The sequence below is a fragment of the Polaromonas sp. P3_A5 genome, assembly GCF_056403055.1.
The window spans coordinates 389,519-403,907 of the sequence record NZ_JBFUGF010000002.1; the positions used below are offsets into that span (position 1 = coordinate 389,519).

Genomic DNA, 14,389 nt, shown 5'->3' on the forward strand with positions numbered 1-14,389 from the left:
GCCCCGGCAACCTTTGGCTACCGGGGCGATAGTGCTGAAGCCGGCTGCTACCGGCGCCTTAGCAGGCTTATTGCTGGCTGGTCTTCACGAGTTCAGCAGCAGCTTGGGGTGCTGCACCGGCCTTCTCGGCGCGGGGAGCGCCGAGGTTTTGCTGGGCGGTGGCGCCGTTGTAGCTGGAAGCAGAGCTGGCATTTTGGGCGTGTACCACTTCGCTTTTGACTTCCGCGCGGGTTCTGGTCGCAGGTGCCTGCATCTGGTCAAACAGATAGGAGTTGAAGGTTTGGGCAGAAGCAGCCACGGAAGTCAGGGCGGCAACAGCCACAACGGAAGCGGCGATAAAGTTCGATTTCATGATGAATATCCTCTCAAAGTTAAGTGACGTTCCGGGCATGGCGGGCTCATCTTCCCGTCTGTCCAGCCTCGGTGAGTCGCCTTGTAGTGGGCTTCGGCTCATCGATGTATGAACTTTATTCCATTCAAATCAATCAAAAAATAGCAATTTCAACAATACATTACTGTCGAATCAGCAACAATAGAGGCATTATTTAGGGGTAAACCATGGACCGGCTTCAATCAATGCGCGTTTTTCAGCAAGTGGTGGATGACGGGAGTTTTGCAGCGGCAGCGCGCAAATTCGACATGTCTTCCGCCGTGGTGACCCGGCTGGTCGGCGACCTGGAAGATCACCTTGGGGTGCGGCTGCTGCAGCGCACCACCCGCCGCCTGGCACTCACCGATGCGGGGGAAACCTACCTGGCCCGCGTGCGCCATATCCTGAACGACATTGATGAAGCCCACGCCGCCGCCCAGGCGCACGCCCAGGAAATGTCAGGCGTCATCCGCATCCTGACGCCGCCGGTGTTCGCCACCCATGTGCTGGCGCCGCTGGTGGCCGAGTTCGGGCGGCGCTACCCCAAGGTCGTGCTGGACATCCATGCGGACTCGCCACTGGTGCCGCCCATTGAAGACTACGACCTGACCCTGCTGGGCGCCGCTGATACTTTCGACGCCAACATCATTGCGCGGCCCATCGCCTCCTCGGACGGCATCCTGTGCGCCTCGCCCGACTACTTGCGGGAGCATGGCATTCCGCTGCAACCGGAAGATCTCGCCAGCCACCGCTGCCTGCGCGTCAAGCTCCAGGCGAACCGGCACCGCACCCTGCGCCTCATCAACCCGGAGGAACACAACCGGGAAGTGGAGGTTCAGATCGAACCCGCGCTGCTGGTCAACAACACCACCGCGCTGATTCGGGCTTGCCTTGACGGCGCCGGCATCAGCATCCAGGCCATCGACATCGTGGCGAAGTACCTCCAGAACGGCGAGCTGCAGCGGGTTTTGCCGCATTGGATCACGGGAAGGAACACGCTGTATGCAGCGCTGCCCAGCCGCAAATTCATTCCTGCCCGCACCAGCGTGTTTCTGGAGTTCATGACCGAGTACACGCGCGCTGTGCTCAAAAAGATGGAAGCGCGGCAGGACTGAGCCTGCGCCGGGCGCACGGCAAAAGCACTCACGCCAGCGGCCGGTGTGGAAATGCGGCCTTGCGGCCCCATGTATCAACGGCAGCCTTTGCCCGGTTTGCCGGCGTATGCCGTGAAACTCCACCCTCGCCAAACACGTTGCGCCAATCGCGAAGACGTGAACGAACTTTTTGCACACCAAAAAGTTCCAGGACTACACGCCGTTATTGTTCCGGTTTCGACAATTGAATGTTCTGCCAATACGCACTTGTGTATCTGCGCCGCGGAACAAGGTTTGATACATCGGTGAGCCACCTATTCAAAGCGACTCAGCGATGAAGGCCTCACGGGCAGAACGCCCGTCCGACCTGTTTTCACAATTGTTCTTAAAGGAAATTCACCATGAAATCGACGAAACTTGTTTCCGCATCCGTTCTTGCCCTTGCAGCGCTCGCCTCGGCGAACAGCTTTGCCCAGGACAGCAACTACCCCGGCAATGAAGTGAGCGCCGCCAGCACCAGGACCCGCGCCGACGTCCGCGCAGAGTTGCTGCAATCACCGCGCGCGTCATACCAGGTCAACAGCGACAGCAGCTATCCTGGCACTGATGCCACCCCCGTTGCAGGCACCAAGACCCGCGCCGAAGTCCGCGCTGAACTGGAGCAGGCACAGCACGAAGGCTACAAGCTGAGCGTTGACAACTCCTACCCCAGCGACTTCAACGTACCTGCCGCACACGGCAGGGCACACTCCGCGGGTTAAGCAGCGCCGCACCGCCAGCCGGCGTGTGCATCTCTCGTTAAACCGCATTGCAACGTCCAGGAAGCCTCCGGCTTTCTGGACGTTGGCCTGCGCGCAGCACCGTCCCTTCCTTCCCTGTTGTCCATCCTGGCGTCGCGTGAAGGACATTCAACAAGTCAGCGATCAAAATTGCCTTGGCACGCATAGTTGCAAAATCATGTATGATGCGTATCATGCGAAACACCAAGATCAACGCCAGAACGGCCGCCAAGGAGGCCTCCCACGAACGTATCGTCTCCGTAGCCGCGCGGGCAATACGCCGCAGCGGCTATAGCGGCACCGGCGTGGCCGACATCATGAAAGAGGCCGGCCTGACCCATGGTGCGTTTTACGCCCACTTCGCGTCGCGCGAGGCCATGCTGGCCGAAGCCGCAACGCGGGCCTGTGCCGAATCGGCGGCCGTGGTGGCGGGTGTTGCGGCCGGCTCGCCGCCTGAACAGGCCATGGCGGCCATGTTGCGCGCCTACCTCTCACCGGAGCACCGGGAGCAGGTTGAGATGGGCTGCCCCCTGGCCGCGCTGGGTTCGGAGACGCCGCGCCAGGCGCCTGAAGTGCGCCGCGCGACCACCCGGCATGTCAAGGAAATGGTGGATTTCGTCGCCCGCCAGTCACCCGATTGGGGCCAGCCCGGCGCCCACGAGCGCGCGCTGGCGACGGTCGCCACCATGGTCGGCACCTTGCTGCTGGCGCGCGTGGTCGACGAGCCCGCGCTGGCGGACAGCTTTTGCGAAGCCGCGCTGAAGCAGCTGGTACCGGTCTCCCACTGAATTCATTTTTTTTGAAGCACGCCTGCTTTTTTCTTCGCCATTACATATGACGATCATCATTCAAAATTCACTTCAAACTGAAAGAACAACACCATGAACACCGAAAACAAAATTGCCCTTGTGACGGGCGCCTCCTCAGGCATCGGAAAAGAGACGGCAGAGCGGCTTGCAAAAGCCGGCTACAAGGTCTACGGCACCAGCCGGCGCGGCGACCGGACGGGCGGGCAGCCCTTCGAGATGCTGGCCCTGGATGTGACCCAGGACGCGTCGGTTGAAGCCGCGGTGCAACAGCTGATTCAGCTTGAGGGCCGCATCGACCTGCTGGTCAACAACGCGGGCTTCGGCGTCGCCCCGGCTGGTGCGGAGGAAAGTTCGATCACGCAGGCCCAGGCGATCTTCGACACCAACTTCTTCGGGATCGTCCGAATGACGCGCGCCGTCGTGCCGCACATGCGCCGACAGGGCGCGGGACGCATCATCAACATCGGCTCGGTGCTTGGTTTCCTGCCAATGCCGTACGGGGCACTGTATGCGGCGACGAAGCATGCCATCGAAGGCTACTCCGAGTCGCTTGACCATGAGCTGCGCACGAGGGGCATCCGGGTCTCGGTCATCGAGCCTGCATACACGAAGACGCCGTTCGACGCGAACTTCCTGGAACCCGACGCTCAGCTCGATGAGTACCGCGAGGTTCGCGCTGCCGTGAGCCAGCGCGTGAAGGAAGTGATGGCAACTGCGGAACAGCCAGGCGTCGTGGCGGACGTCGTGCTGAAAGCTGCCAGTGCCGCTCGTCCCAAACTCCGATACACCGCAGGCGGACTCGCGAGTCGCCTGCGATTGCTCCGCACATTTGCGCCTGCGGGTCTGGTGGATGCCGGGATTCGAAAAGATCTGCGGCTCGACGTGATGCCAACAGTGACAACATCATGAAAGCATTCATCGTTGAACGTTATGGAAAAAAGAGCAGTTTGCGGTTGACGGACATGCCGAGCCCGGAGCTGCGCGATGACGAGGTCATGGTCCAGGTGCATGCCGCTGGCGTGAACCAGCTGGACTTCAAGATCCGCGACGGCGAGTTCAAACTCATACTGCCCTATCGCCTGCCTCTCATTCTGGGCCACGACGTCGCTGGGGTGGTCGTCAAGGTCGGCCCAGGCGTGCGGCAGTTCAAGCCGGGCGATGAGGTCTACGCCCGGCCGGATGATTTCCGGATCGGTACCTTCGCTGAATTCGTCCCGGTCAAGGAGGCATCCCTGGCGCTCAAACCTGCGGGGCTCACGATGGAAGAAGCCGCGTCCATCCCGCTGGTGGCCTTAACGGCCTGGCAAGCACTGGTCGAGAAGGCCAAGCTGAAAAAAGGGCAGAAGGTTTTCATCCAGGCTGGCTCAGGGGGCGTTGGCACCTTTGCCATCCAGTTGGCCAAGCACCTGGGCGCTACCGTTGCCACGACGACAAGCACGGGCAATGTCGCACTTGTGAAGAGTCTGGGCGCGGACGTCGTGATCGACTACAAGACGCAGGACTTCGAAGACATCTTGCGCGACTACGACGTGGTCCTGAACAGCCAGGACGGCAAGACGCTTGAAAAATCCCTGCGGATTCTCAAGGCCGGCGGGAAGCTCATCTCCATCTCCGGCCCACCTGATCCCGCATTCGGCAAGGAAAGCAGTGCTCCTGCATTCGTAAAGCTGGTGATTCGCATGCTGAGTTCAGGCATCCGGCGCAGGGCAAAGAGCCGTGGAGTGGACTACGCGTTCCTCTTCATGAAGGCAAGTGGCAGCCAACTGCGCGAGATCACGCGGCTCTTCGATGCTGGAGCCATCCGTCCAGTGATGGACCGGATCTTTCCGTTCGAAGCAACCAACGAGGCCTTGGCCTACGTCGAGGCGGGCCGTGCAAAAGGCAAGGTCGTCATCAAGGTCAAGTGAGCCAGTTTTCCCTCATCAGCTTTTCCCACCCACTGGAGTTTTCTCATGCAAATCAAAAACGCTGTTGTTCTCGTCACCGGCGCCAATCGCGGCATCGGCCTGGCATTCGCGCACGAGCTGCTCGCCCGCGGTGCCCGCAAGGTCTACGCGGCCGCTCGCGACCCTGCCACCATCACCTTGCCAGGCGTTCAGGCTTTGAAGCTCGACGTCACCAAGCCGGAAGACGTAGCGGCCGCCGCGGCACTGGCGTCGGATGTCACGCTGGTAATCAATAATGCCGGCATTGCCCAGCCGGGCGGTTTTCTGGCGGCCGACAGTGAAGATACCACCCGGCGCATCTTCGAGACCAACGTCTACGGCGTGTTGCGCATAAGCAAGGCCTTCGCGCCAGTGCTCAAAGGCAACGGCGGCGGCGCCCTGCTCAATGTGTTGTCGGTGGCCTCGTGGGTGAACGGCGGTGAGCTGGCAGCTTATTCAGCCAGCAAGTCCGCGGCCTGGTCGCTCACCAATGCCTTGCGCAGTGAACTGGCGGCGCAAAAGACGCAGGTGCTGGGGCTGCACATGGCCTATGTAGATACCGACCTCACGCGCGGCTTCGAGGTTCCGAAGGCCAGCCCTGAAGACATCGTCAAGCGTGCGCTCGACGGACTCGAATCGGGGGCTGATGAAGTGCTGGCCGATGAAATCACCCAACATGTCAAAGCCGGGATGACGGCGGCCAGACCCAGCTACCTTCCGCAGGCATCCTGACTTCGAAACCTGGCCGGAGCCTCTGCGCCTGCAGGTTGTGGCCGATGCCATCGCCACGCCAACGCACGGGTGGTGACTCCACTTTCTATGGCTGAAAGTGAGGTGCGAGGCTGCTGTACAACCCTGCCAGACGGGCGGCGCGGTCCTGCATCCGCGTGCGCTCGGCCGCTCGCACCTCGAATACGCCAGTCACCTCTGGCGCACGAAATATTCCCGCCGCTTCGCCCGGATCGCAGGCCAGCCAGGCCAGCCGGGCCGCGCCCAGCGACGGGCCAACCTCGGCATCCGCGTGCCGGACTACCTGCAGGCCGGTAGCGTCGGCCAGCATTTGAGCCCAATAGGCATTGCGCGAGCCGCCGCCAATCAGGCTGACACACGCCAGGCCAGGCTGAACCGACTGCAGCGCGGCAATCCCCTGCGCCATGCCCAGGCACACACCCTCGAGCGTGGCATTCACAATGTCTTCGCGCTGCGTGCCTGCGTGCATGCCGAAGAACACGGCTTTGGCATGCGGATTGTTGTGCGGCGTGCGTTCGCCGTTCAGATAAGGCAGGAACAACGGCGTATCTTCACGCAAGCCGCGCTGCTCCGCCTGCGCAAGCAGCACGGCCACGTCGCGCTCTCCCAGCAGCCCCGCTGTGAACTCGAGGCACGAGGCGGCCGACAGCATCACGGACATCAGGTGCCAGGCCTGCGGCAGCGCGTGGCAGAAGCTGTGCACCGCCTGCTGCGGATTCGCGACAAAAGCGCCGGTAGCCACGAACACCACGCCGGACGTTCCAAGGGACAGCATCGCGTCGCCCGGGTTGACCACGCCGGCGCCCAGTGCACCTGCGGCGTTGTCGCTGGCGCCGGCCACCACCGACACTTCGCGCAAGCCCCAATGCTGCGCCACCTCGGGCAGCAGGGTTCCGGTGACCTCCGGGCCTTCATACAACCTGGGTATGCAGTCGGAGGACAGACCGCAAGCGGCCAGGAGCTCGTGACTCCATTCGCGCCTTCCGACATCCAGCCACAGCGTGCCGGATGCGTCGGACAGATCGGTCGCATAGTCGCCGGTCAGACGCCAGCGCAGCCAATCCTTGGGCAGCAGTACTTGCCGGATCCGGTCGAACACGCCGGGCTCGTGTCTGGATACCCAAAGCAGCTTGGGCGCCGTGAAACCCGGCATCATCAGGTTGCCGGTGATCTGCCGCGACTGCGGCACCGCCCGCTCCAGTTCCGCGCATTCCGCCGCCGCCCGGCCGTCGTTCCAGAGGATGGCCGGCCGCAGAACTTCACCGCGCCCATCCAGCAAGGTTGCGCCGTGCATCTGCCCGGTCAGGCCGATGGCCTCGATCTCGCTGCCTGTGCGGCCGCCGCGCCGCAACTCCTGCAACGCGGCACCTACGGCGGCATCGCACGCACGCCACCATTCGGAAGGATGCTGCTCGCGCCACAAGGGATGGGGGGCATCCACCGACAGCGGCGCGGAGCCGCTGGCCACCAGGCTGTGGCCACGGTCCAGCACGACCGCCTTGACACTGGAGGTGCCCAGATCAATGCCCATGAACATCGGTCAGTCCCCGAACGGCGTCCACTTGGCCGTACTGGCCGCAGACTGCACCACCTTCTCGATGAACCGCACACCGCGGGCGCCATCTTCGAGGCGGGGATAGTCGGTGTCCAGCGGATCCGGTGTACTGCCGGATTGCAGCGCGCGGATGTGCGCAGCCACTCCCAGGTAGACATTGGCAAAGGCTTCGATAAAGGCCTCGGGGTGCCCCGTGGGCAGTCGTGTCGCGCGGCGGGCTGCCTCACCGAGCCACGGCGAGCCCCGCGTCAACATGCGGGCCGGGCCGTCGATGGGGACATGCAGCAGCCGGTTAGGCTCCTCCTGGCGCCAATCCAGCGTACCGGTGGTGCCGAACACGCGCAGCCGCAGGTCGTTCTCGCAGCCCACCTCGATCTGGGACGCGATCAGCACGCCCCTGGCGCCGTTCTTGAACCGCAGCAGGACATTGCCGTCGTCGTCAAGGCGCCGGCCCGGCACGAAGATGGTGAGGTCCGCGCAGATGCTTTCCAGCTCCAGCCCCGTCACCGTCGCCACAAGGTTCTCCGCGTGCGAGCCGATGTCGCCGATGGCGCCGGCCACGCCGCTGCGCGCCGGGTCCGTCCGCCAGTCGGCCTGCTTCTGCCCGCTTGCCTCCAGGTGGGTGGCAAGCCAGCCCTGGTTGTATTCGACGATGACCTTGCGCACCACGCCGATCGCGCCGCACGCAACCATGTCACGCGCCTCGCGCACCATGGGATAGCCCGTGTAGTTGTACGTGACGCCGAAGATGGAGCCGCTGCGCTCGACAACCCGAACGAGCTCCGCTGCCTCCTCGCAGGTATGGACCAGCGGCTTGTCACACACCACATGGATGCCCGCCTCGGCGAACGCGCGGGCGACGGGGAAATGCACATGGTTGGGCGTGACGATGGAAACGAAATCGATGCGCTCGTCCTTGCTGCGCCGCAGTTCGCCTTCCAGCAGGTCTTCCCAGCGACCGTGGTTGCGTTCATCCCGCAGGCCGAGGTCGCGGCCCGATGCGCGCGCGCGCTCAGCATCGGAGGACAGTGCACCGGCCACCAGCTCCATCTGCCCATCCAGCGCCATGGCCTTGCGGTGCACAGCGCCGATGAAAGCACCCTGCCCGCCGCCCACCATTGCATAGCGCAGTTTTCTCATGAGCCCGCCATCCCGCCCTGCTTGGCCTTGTCGAACACGGCATCGAAAGCACCCGCGGCGGGTTTGAAGTCCAGCCGCTTGCTGTAGGCCGCGCTTTCTGTGGCGCCATGCACCCGATCCATGCGGCTGTCTTCCCACTCAACGCTCAAGGGCCCGTTGTAACCCACGTCGTTGAGCGCGACGATGATGGATTCGAAGTCGATCTGCCCGCGCCCGACACTGCGAAAGTCCCAGTGGCGGCGCGCGTCGCCGAAATTGGTGTGCCCGCCGAAGACCCCCACGGTGCCGTCGCCCCGGCCCCACCACACGTCCTTCATGTGCACGTGATAGATGCGGTCACCGAATGTCCGGATGAACTTGACGTAGTCCACGCCCTGGTAGCCCAGGTGGCTGGGGTCGAAGTTGAAACCGAAACGCTTGTGACCTCCCACGGCGTCGATGGCGCGCTGCGCTGAAGCGATGTCGAAGGCGATTTCCGTGGGGTGCACTTCCAGCCCGAAATTCACGCCACACTGCTCGAACACATCGAGGATGGGTTTCCACCGGTTGGCAAAGTCGACGAAGCCCTTGTCCCAATACTCCTGCGAAGTGGGCGGAAACGCGTACAGCGAATGCCAGATGGACGAGCCGGTGAAGCCCGTCACCACCTTCACGCCCAGCTTGGCGGCGGCACGCGCGGTGTCCTGCATTTCCCGCGCGGCGCGCTGCCGCACGCCTTCCGGATCACCGTCCCCCCAGACTTGCGGCGACAGGATGGCCTTGTGCCGCTCGTCGATGAGGTCGCACACCGCCTGGCCCACCAGGTGGTTGCCGATGGCGAAGCAGCGCAGCCCGTGCTGTTCCAGCAGATCGCGCCGGTCCTGCACGTAGCGATCGCTCGCCAGGGCCGCCTGCACATCGAAATGGTCGCCCCAACATGCCAGCTCCAGGCCGTCGTAGCCCATGCTGCGTGCCAGGGGTGCCAGCTCCTTGAGAGGCAGGTCCGCCCATTGCCCGGTAAAAAGAGTGACAGGTCTTGCCATGGCTGCCTCAGAACGGGGAATCGGGGAAGTAATACTGCTTGGCGTTTTCCCTGGTCACCAGCACCGACGGGATGATGGTGGTGGCCGGCAGTTTCTCACCCTTCACCCGTGCGGCGGCCGTGAGCTTCATCGCATCGGCAATCATGGCGGGCGAGTAGGTGACGTCGGCCGTCACGATCTTGTCGCCGTCCATGACCTTCTTGATGTAGTCCTTGGAACCTGCGCCGCCCAGCACGAGCTTGACATCGGTTCGCTTGGCCTGCGCGATTGCCTTTTGCACGCCGACCGCCATGTCATCGTCCGAGGCCCAGACGGCGTCGATCTGCTTGAAACGGGTCAAGTAGTCCTGCATCACCTTGAAGGCATCGTCGCGGTTCCAGTTGCCGTGCTTGGCATCCAGAACCTTGATATCGGGATAGTTCTTCATCACAGCCGTGAACGCGTCTACCCGCTGGTTGTCGATGACCGTGGGAATGCCCCGCAGTACTACGACGTTACCCTTGCCGCCCAGGGCTTTGGCCATGTACTCCGCCGATACCTTGCCGAAGCCGGGGTTGTCGCCGGCAACGTAGGCGTCCTGCGCATTCGCATCCGTCAGGCCGCGGTCGACAACCGTGACGTACACGCCTTTGCCCTTGACCTGCGCGACCGGTTGCGTGAGCGGCGCCGACTCGAATGGCAGGATCACGAGGGTGTCGATCTTGTTGGCTGTGTGCAAGTCCTGTACCTGGTTCGCCTGTTCCGAAGCAGACCCGGCCGTCTTGATGGTGACTTTCAGGCCCGGGTACTGCTTTTCCAGCTCGGACTTGGTCCGGTTGGCCCAGTACACGACCCCGCCCGTCCAGCCGTGCGTGGCGGCCGGTATCGAGACGCCGATGTGGGGCTTGCCCTGGGCCATGGCGGAGGGCGCCGCACCCAGCGCCGCGAGAACTGTGGCGCCTGCGGCCATCAGACTTATCAGTGATTTCATGGTTTGTCTCCTTATGTTGTGAGAAACGGCAGCCTTGCCACCTGTGGGGAACCGGTTACTTGCGCCCGCGCTGGAAGAACGCGACGGCGATGATCACGAAGCCCTGCACAGCCGCGTTCAGGTACACACTGATGATGCTGGTCAGATTGAGGATGTTGCCGATCACCGAGAGCAGCACGGCGCCGATTACGGTGCCGGTGATGCCGCCGGCGCCGCCACGCAAGGCAGTGCCTCCGACGATGACCGCAGCGATGGCTTCCAGCTCCCACAGCAGCCCGGTGCTCGGCGAGGCCGAACCCAGGCGCGGCACATAGAGCACGGTGGCAATACCCACGCAAATGCCCAGCAACATGTATGTGAGAACCTTGACGCGGTCCACCTCGACGGCCGCGTAGCGCGCAACCTGCTCGTTGGAACCGATGGCCTGAACGTAACGGCCAAAGGCAGTGCGGTTGAGAACGAGGCCTCCCAGCAAAGCGACAGCGGCGAATACCCACACGGGCACCGGCACCCCCAGCCAGCTGCCGTAATACACCGGGCTGTAAACATCGACCAGTGCACTGTCGAGCGTGATGGCGCCGCCGTTGGAGAAGTAGGTCAGGTACGCGCGGAAGATGCCCAGCGTTCCCAGCGTCACGATGAAAGGCTCGATACGACCCTTGCTGATGAGCAGCCCGTGGCCCAAGCCGAACAGTGCGCCAAGTACGACTGCGAAGGCCATGCCGGTCACCACGGCCGCCATGGGGTTCCAGCCGGCGCCTGCTGTCGCATTCATCAGCAGGATCGTGCTGCCCGCAATCAGCGCGGCCATGGATCCCACCGAGAGATCGATGCCGCCGGAAATGATGACGAAGCACATCCCCACCGCGATGATTCCGATGAAAGCCGTGCGGGTGAGCACGTTCATCGCATTGTCGAGGCTGGCGAAGTTCTCGTTGAGAATCGCACCCGCGATGCACATAAGTGCCAACCCGGCCAGTGGCCCGGCTCCCGTGAAAGAGGGCCATTTGCGCAGTGCCGGCCTGGCGACAGGCACTGGAGCGGCGGCGGTATCAGTGGGTTCCAGTTGCATGGGCAATCAACAGTTCTTCGGACAGCTGATCCTGCGCGAGCTCGGCAGTGAGCCTTCCCTGGCGCATCACAAGGACGCGATGACATAACCCGATCAGCTCGAGCAGCTCGGAGGACACGACGATGATCCCGCGGCCTTCGCTGGCCAGCCGCTGGATCAGGAAATAGATATCGCGCTTGGCGCCGACGTCAACTCCTCGCGTCGGTTCATCCAGCACCACGACTTTGGGATCGGGCTGTAACACCCGCGCGAGCGCCAGCTTCTGCTGGTTGCCGCCGGACAGGGCGGAAGCCGGTATGTCAGAGCGTTGCGTGCGGATGCCAAATGCCGTGGTCGCGGCCACGAGGGCTGCCTGTTCCCGCTGCGGGTCGAGCAGCGGCTTCGCATAACGCTCCAGCGCCATCAGCGTGAGGTTCTGCGCCAGCCCCATGCGCAGGTGCAGGCCACGCGTCTTGCGGTCCTCGCTGAGATACGTGAGCCCCAGCCGTGCGGCCGAACGCGGATTGCGCCGCATCCAGGTTTTGTCCGCTACCTGCACAGATTCCGCGCTGGAGGGGCGCAACCCCAGGAGCCCTTCGAACAGCTCGGTCCGGCCCGCACCGACCAGCCCTGCAAAGCCAAGCACCTCCCCGGCGCGCACCTGGAAACTTGCGTCGTGGCACCACCCGGGTACGGTCAGTCCTTTCACGTCCAGCAGGACGGGCGCGCCGGCCGCCACGGGAAGCCTGCCCGGAAAGAGATCGGCCAGTTCGCGCCCCACCATCAGGCTGGCCATCTGCTGGCGTGTCACGCTCTGCGTGGACCGGCGAGCCACGAAGCGACCGTCGCGCATGACGACCACCTCGTCGGTGATGCGTTCGACTTCGTCCAGTTTGTGGGAAATATAGAGGATGGTGGAGCCTGCCGCTCTCAATTGCCCGATGAGGGAAAACAGGCGCTCGGTCTCGGAGGGCGTCAATGTGGCGGTGGGCTCGTCCATCACCAGTACGCGCGCGCGCCGGCTGAGCGCGCGTGCGATCTCCACCAGCTGTTTCTCGGCCACGATGAGGTCGCCCACGCGGCGCGCGGGGCTGCAATTCAGGCCAACCTGACGCAATGCGGCGCCCGCCTCCCTGGTCATCAGGTCTTCATCCAGCAGCCCGTAGCGCTTGCGCTCATGGCCGAGGAATATGTTCTGCGCAATGGTGAGGTCATCAGCAAGGTTGAATTCCTGATGGATCATCACCACACCGGCCGCTTCGGCCTCGCGCGGCCCCTTGAAACGTACGACATGCCCGCCCACCTCTACCACACCCTCACTGGCGGCCTCGTAGCCGGCCAGGATTTTCATCAGCGTCGACTTGCCGGCTCCGTTTTCTCCAAGCACCCCGTACACCCGGCCCGGTGCGAGTTCGAAACTGACCCCATGCAGTACCTGCACGGGGCCGAAGCTCTTGCTCACGTCTTTGAAGCCGACCGTCAAACTCACTGAGTGCTCCTGCGTTCGGTTCTTCAGGCCGCGCCGGCGAAGATCGCGGCATTGACCCGGTTTTCCAGCCACTCCTGACGGCCGCTCACAGGCTTGGGCCGAAGATCGTTGACGAAGGCATATTCGGCGAGCTGGCTGAGGCTCATGTCGCCAGTGATGATGCGCCGCCCCAGTTCACCGTCCCAGTTCGCGTAGCGCTGCTGGCGGAACTGCTCAAGCTCGCGGGACTCCATCAAACGCGCGGCACTCTTGAGTGCCAGCGCCAGCGCATCGATCGCACCCACATGCCCGTGCAGAATGTCAACCGGATCCATGCTTTGGCGCCGCACTTTCGCGTCGAAGTTGAACCCGCCACTGCCGATTCCGCCGGCGCGGAGGACTTCGTAGAGTGCCAGCGTGAGGTCCTCCACACTGTTGGGAAACTGGTCGGTGTCCCATCCGTTCTGCGGGTCGCCACGGTTGGCATCGATGCTGCCGAAAATTCCGAGGGAGGCAGCGGTTGCGATCTCGTGCTGGAAGCTGTGGCCCGCCAACGTGGCGTGATTGGCCTCGATGTTGAGCTTGATCTCCTTTTCCAGGCCGAACTCCTTCAGGAAGCCATACACAGTGGCGCTGTCGAAGTCGTATTGGTGCTTGGTCGGCTCCAGCGGCTTGGGCTCGATAAGCAGTTGCCCTTTGAAACCGATCTTGTGTTTGTGGTTCACCACCAATTGCATGAATCGGCCCAGCTGCTGGCGCTCGCGCTGCAGATCGGTATTGAGCAGGGTGTCATAGCCTTCGCGCCCACCCCACATCACGTAGTTGGCACCGCCAAGCTGCTGGGTGGCATTGAGTGCGCTGAAAACCTGCGTCGCCGCGTACGCGAAGACGTCGGGGTCCGGGTTGCTCGCTGCGCCGGCTGCGTAGCGGGGGTGGCTGAACAGGTTGGCAGTCCCCCATAGCAGCGAAATGCCGGTTTCTTTCTGCTTCTGGGCGAGCACATCCACCATCGCGGACAGATTGCTGCGGTACTCGGCCAGGTTCGCGCCTTCCGGCGCCACATCGGTGTCATGGAAAGTGTAGAACGGGACATCGAGCCGGGAAATCAGGCCAAAGGCTGCGTCCGCTTTCTTCCGCGCCATCGTCAACTCGTCTCCACCGGCATGCCAGGGCCGCGCAAACGTGCCTTGTCCGAAGACATCGCTGCCGGGCCACACGAAAGTGTGCCAGTAGCAGACGGCAAGCCGCAGGTGCTGTGCCATCGGCTTGCCTAGCACGACGGCACTGGCGTCATAGTGACGGTAGGCCAGGGGCGTCGTGGCCTGAGGGCCTTCATAGCGTACGGGTGCGATGGATTCGAGAAAGTTCATGTTTGTGGTGGGTAACAGCTTCCAATGGCACCATCCTAGAACCGCCGGCCTCCGCCCGCGATTGCGAAATTTGCGAGGGCAGCTTG

14 protein-coding genes are annotated in these 14,389 nt (G+C 63.2%); 6 read left to right on the top strand and 8 right to left on the bottom strand.

All coding sequences use genetic code 11. The features are described from left to right. Positions 1-67: 67 nt before the first annotated feature. Positions 68-352, bottom strand: coding sequence for a DUF4148 domain-containing protein (locus AC1DU8_RS19275; RefSeq protein WP_477666869.1), 285 nt, complete (start codon positions 350-352; stop codon positions 68-70). A gap of 206 nt (positions 353-558) precedes the next feature. Here AC1DU8_RS19275 and AC1DU8_RS19280 point away from each other — a divergent pair, with 206 nt between their 5' ends. The 6 genes from AC1DU8_RS19280 (at position 559) to AC1DU8_RS19305 (ending at position 5,709) form a co-directional block, all read left to right on the top strand. Continuing rightward, positions 559-1,485, top strand: a complete 927-nt coding sequence (locus AC1DU8_RS19280) for a LysR family transcriptional regulator (protein ID WP_477666870.1) — start codon at positions 559-561, stop codon at positions 1,483-1,485. A 380-nt stretch (positions 1,486-1,865) separates the two neighbouring features. After that, complete coding sequence (locus AC1DU8_RS19285; RefSeq protein WP_477666871.1) at positions 1,866-2,225, top strand: DUF4148 domain-containing protein; 360 nt, start codon at positions 1,866-1,868, stop codon at positions 2,223-2,225. 200 nt (positions 2,226-2,425) lie between these two features. Beyond that, entirely contained in the window at positions 2,426-3,031 is a 606-nt protein-coding gene (locus AC1DU8_RS19290; protein ID WP_477666872.1) for a TetR/AcrR family transcriptional regulator, read from the top strand. 93 nt (positions 3,032-3,124) lie between these two features. After that, positions 3,125-3,961 carry an oxidoreductase gene (locus AC1DU8_RS19295; RefSeq protein ID WP_477689801.1) on the top strand — a complete coding sequence of 279 codons (837 nt, stop codon included), beginning with the start codon at positions 3,125-3,127 and terminating at the stop codon, positions 3,959-3,961. After that, the gene (locus tag AC1DU8_RS19300) at positions 3,958-4,959 is read left to right on the top strand and encodes an NADP-dependent oxidoreductase (protein WP_457282656.1); all 1,002 of its coding nucleotides are present in this window, start codon (positions 3,958-3,960) and stop codon (positions 4,957-4,959) included. Before AC1DU8_RS19295 ends, AC1DU8_RS19300 begins: the two co-directional genes overlap by 4 nt. Positions 4,960-5,004: 45 nt before the next feature. Next, positions 5,005-5,709: an SDR family oxidoreductase gene (locus AC1DU8_RS19305; RefSeq protein ID WP_477727164.1), complete on the top strand. Its 705-nt coding sequence runs from the start codon at positions 5,005-5,007 to the stop codon at positions 5,707-5,709. A gap of 85 nt (positions 5,710-5,794) precedes the next feature. On the opposite strand, the gene xylB is transcribed toward AC1DU8_RS19305, so the two are convergent. From xylB to xylA, 7 genes are read right to left on the bottom strand one after another with little or no spacing between them, the layout of a single operon-like run. Beyond that, complete coding sequence (gene xylB, locus AC1DU8_RS19310; protein ID WP_477701921.1) at positions 5,795-7,264, bottom strand: xylulokinase; 1,470 nt, start codon at positions 7,262-7,264, stop codon at positions 5,795-5,797. 3 nt (positions 7,265-7,267) lie between these two features. Then, the gene (locus AC1DU8_RS19315; protein WP_477727165.1) at positions 7,268-8,422 is read right to left on the bottom strand and encodes a Gfo/Idh/MocA family protein; all 1,155 of its coding nucleotides are present in this window, start codon (positions 8,420-8,422) and stop codon (positions 7,268-7,270) included. After that, positions 8,419-9,444, bottom strand: a complete 1,026-nt coding sequence (locus AC1DU8_RS19320; protein WP_477666878.1) for a sugar phosphate isomerase/epimerase family protein — start codon at positions 9,442-9,444, stop codon at positions 8,419-8,421. Before AC1DU8_RS19320 ends, AC1DU8_RS19315 begins: the two co-directional genes overlap by 4 nt. Before the next feature lie 7 nt (positions 9,445-9,451). Next, positions 9,452-10,414, bottom strand: coding sequence for an ABC transporter substrate-binding protein (locus AC1DU8_RS19325; RefSeq protein ID WP_457282651.1), 963 nt, complete (start codon positions 10,412-10,414; stop codon positions 9,452-9,454). A gap of 55 nt (positions 10,415-10,469) precedes the next feature. Next, entirely contained in the window at positions 10,470-11,480 is a 1,011-nt protein-coding gene (locus AC1DU8_RS19330) for an ABC transporter permease (RefSeq protein ID WP_457282702.1), read from the bottom strand. Further along, a complete protein-coding gene (locus AC1DU8_RS19335; RefSeq protein WP_477666879.1) occupies positions 11,467-12,954 on the bottom strand; it encodes a sugar ABC transporter ATP-binding protein in 1,488 nt (495 codons plus the stop codon). Before AC1DU8_RS19335 ends, AC1DU8_RS19330 begins: the two co-directional genes overlap by 14 nt. A gap of 23 nt (positions 12,955-12,977) precedes the next feature. Continuing rightward, the gene (xylA, locus tag AC1DU8_RS19340) at positions 12,978-14,303 is read right to left on the bottom strand and encodes a xylose isomerase (protein WP_477689800.1); all 1,326 of its coding nucleotides are present in this window, start codon (positions 14,301-14,303) and stop codon (positions 12,978-12,980) included. Positions 14,304-14,389 lie beyond the last annotated feature (86 nt).

What these genes read in the sequence shown, in the direction of transcription:
- AC1DU8_RS19275 (WP_477666869.1), bottom strand. Translation starts at nt 352, where the DNA reads ATGAAATCGAACTTTATCGCCGCTTCCGTTGTGGCTGTTGCCGCCCTG.
- AC1DU8_RS19280 (WP_477666870.1), top strand. Translation starts at nt 559, where the DNA reads ATGGACCGGCTTCAATCAATGCGCGTTTTTCAGCAAGTGGTGGATGAC.
- AC1DU8_RS19285 (WP_477666871.1), top strand. Translation starts at nt 1,866, where the DNA reads ATGAAATCGACGAAACTTGTTTCCGCATCCGTTCTTGCCCTTGCAGCG.
- AC1DU8_RS19290 (WP_477666872.1), top strand. Translation starts at nt 2,426, where the DNA reads ATGATGCGTATCATGCGAAACACCAAGATCAACGCCAGAACGGCCGCC.
- AC1DU8_RS19295 (WP_477689801.1), top strand. Translation starts at nt 3,125, where the DNA reads ATGAACACCGAAAACAAAATTGCCCTTGTGACGGGCGCCTCCTCAGGC.
- AC1DU8_RS19300 (WP_457282656.1), top strand. Translation starts at nt 3,958, where the DNA reads ATGAAAGCATTCATCGTTGAACGTTATGGAAAAAAGAGCAGTTTGCGG.
- AC1DU8_RS19305 (WP_477727164.1), top strand. Translation starts at nt 5,005, where the DNA reads ATGCAAATCAAAAACGCTGTTGTTCTCGTCACCGGCGCCAATCGCGGC.
- xylB (WP_477701921.1), bottom strand. Translation starts at nt 7,264, where the DNA reads ATGTTCATGGGCATTGATCTGGGCACCTCCAGTGTCAAGGCGGTCGTG.
- AC1DU8_RS19315 (WP_477727165.1), bottom strand. Translation starts at nt 8,422, where the DNA reads ATGAGAAAACTGCGCTATGCAATGGTGGGCGGCGGGCAGGGTGCTTTC.
- AC1DU8_RS19320 (WP_477666878.1), bottom strand. Translation starts at nt 9,444, where the DNA reads ATGGCAAGACCTGTCACTCTTTTTACCGGGCAATGGGCGGACCTGCCT.
- AC1DU8_RS19325 (WP_457282651.1), bottom strand. Translation starts at nt 10,414, where the DNA reads ATGAAATCACTGATAAGTCTGATGGCCGCAGGCGCCACAGTTCTCGCG.
- xylA (WP_477689800.1), bottom strand. Translation starts at nt 14,303, where the DNA reads ATGAACTTTCTCGAATCCATCGCACCCGTACGCTATGAAGGCCCTCAG.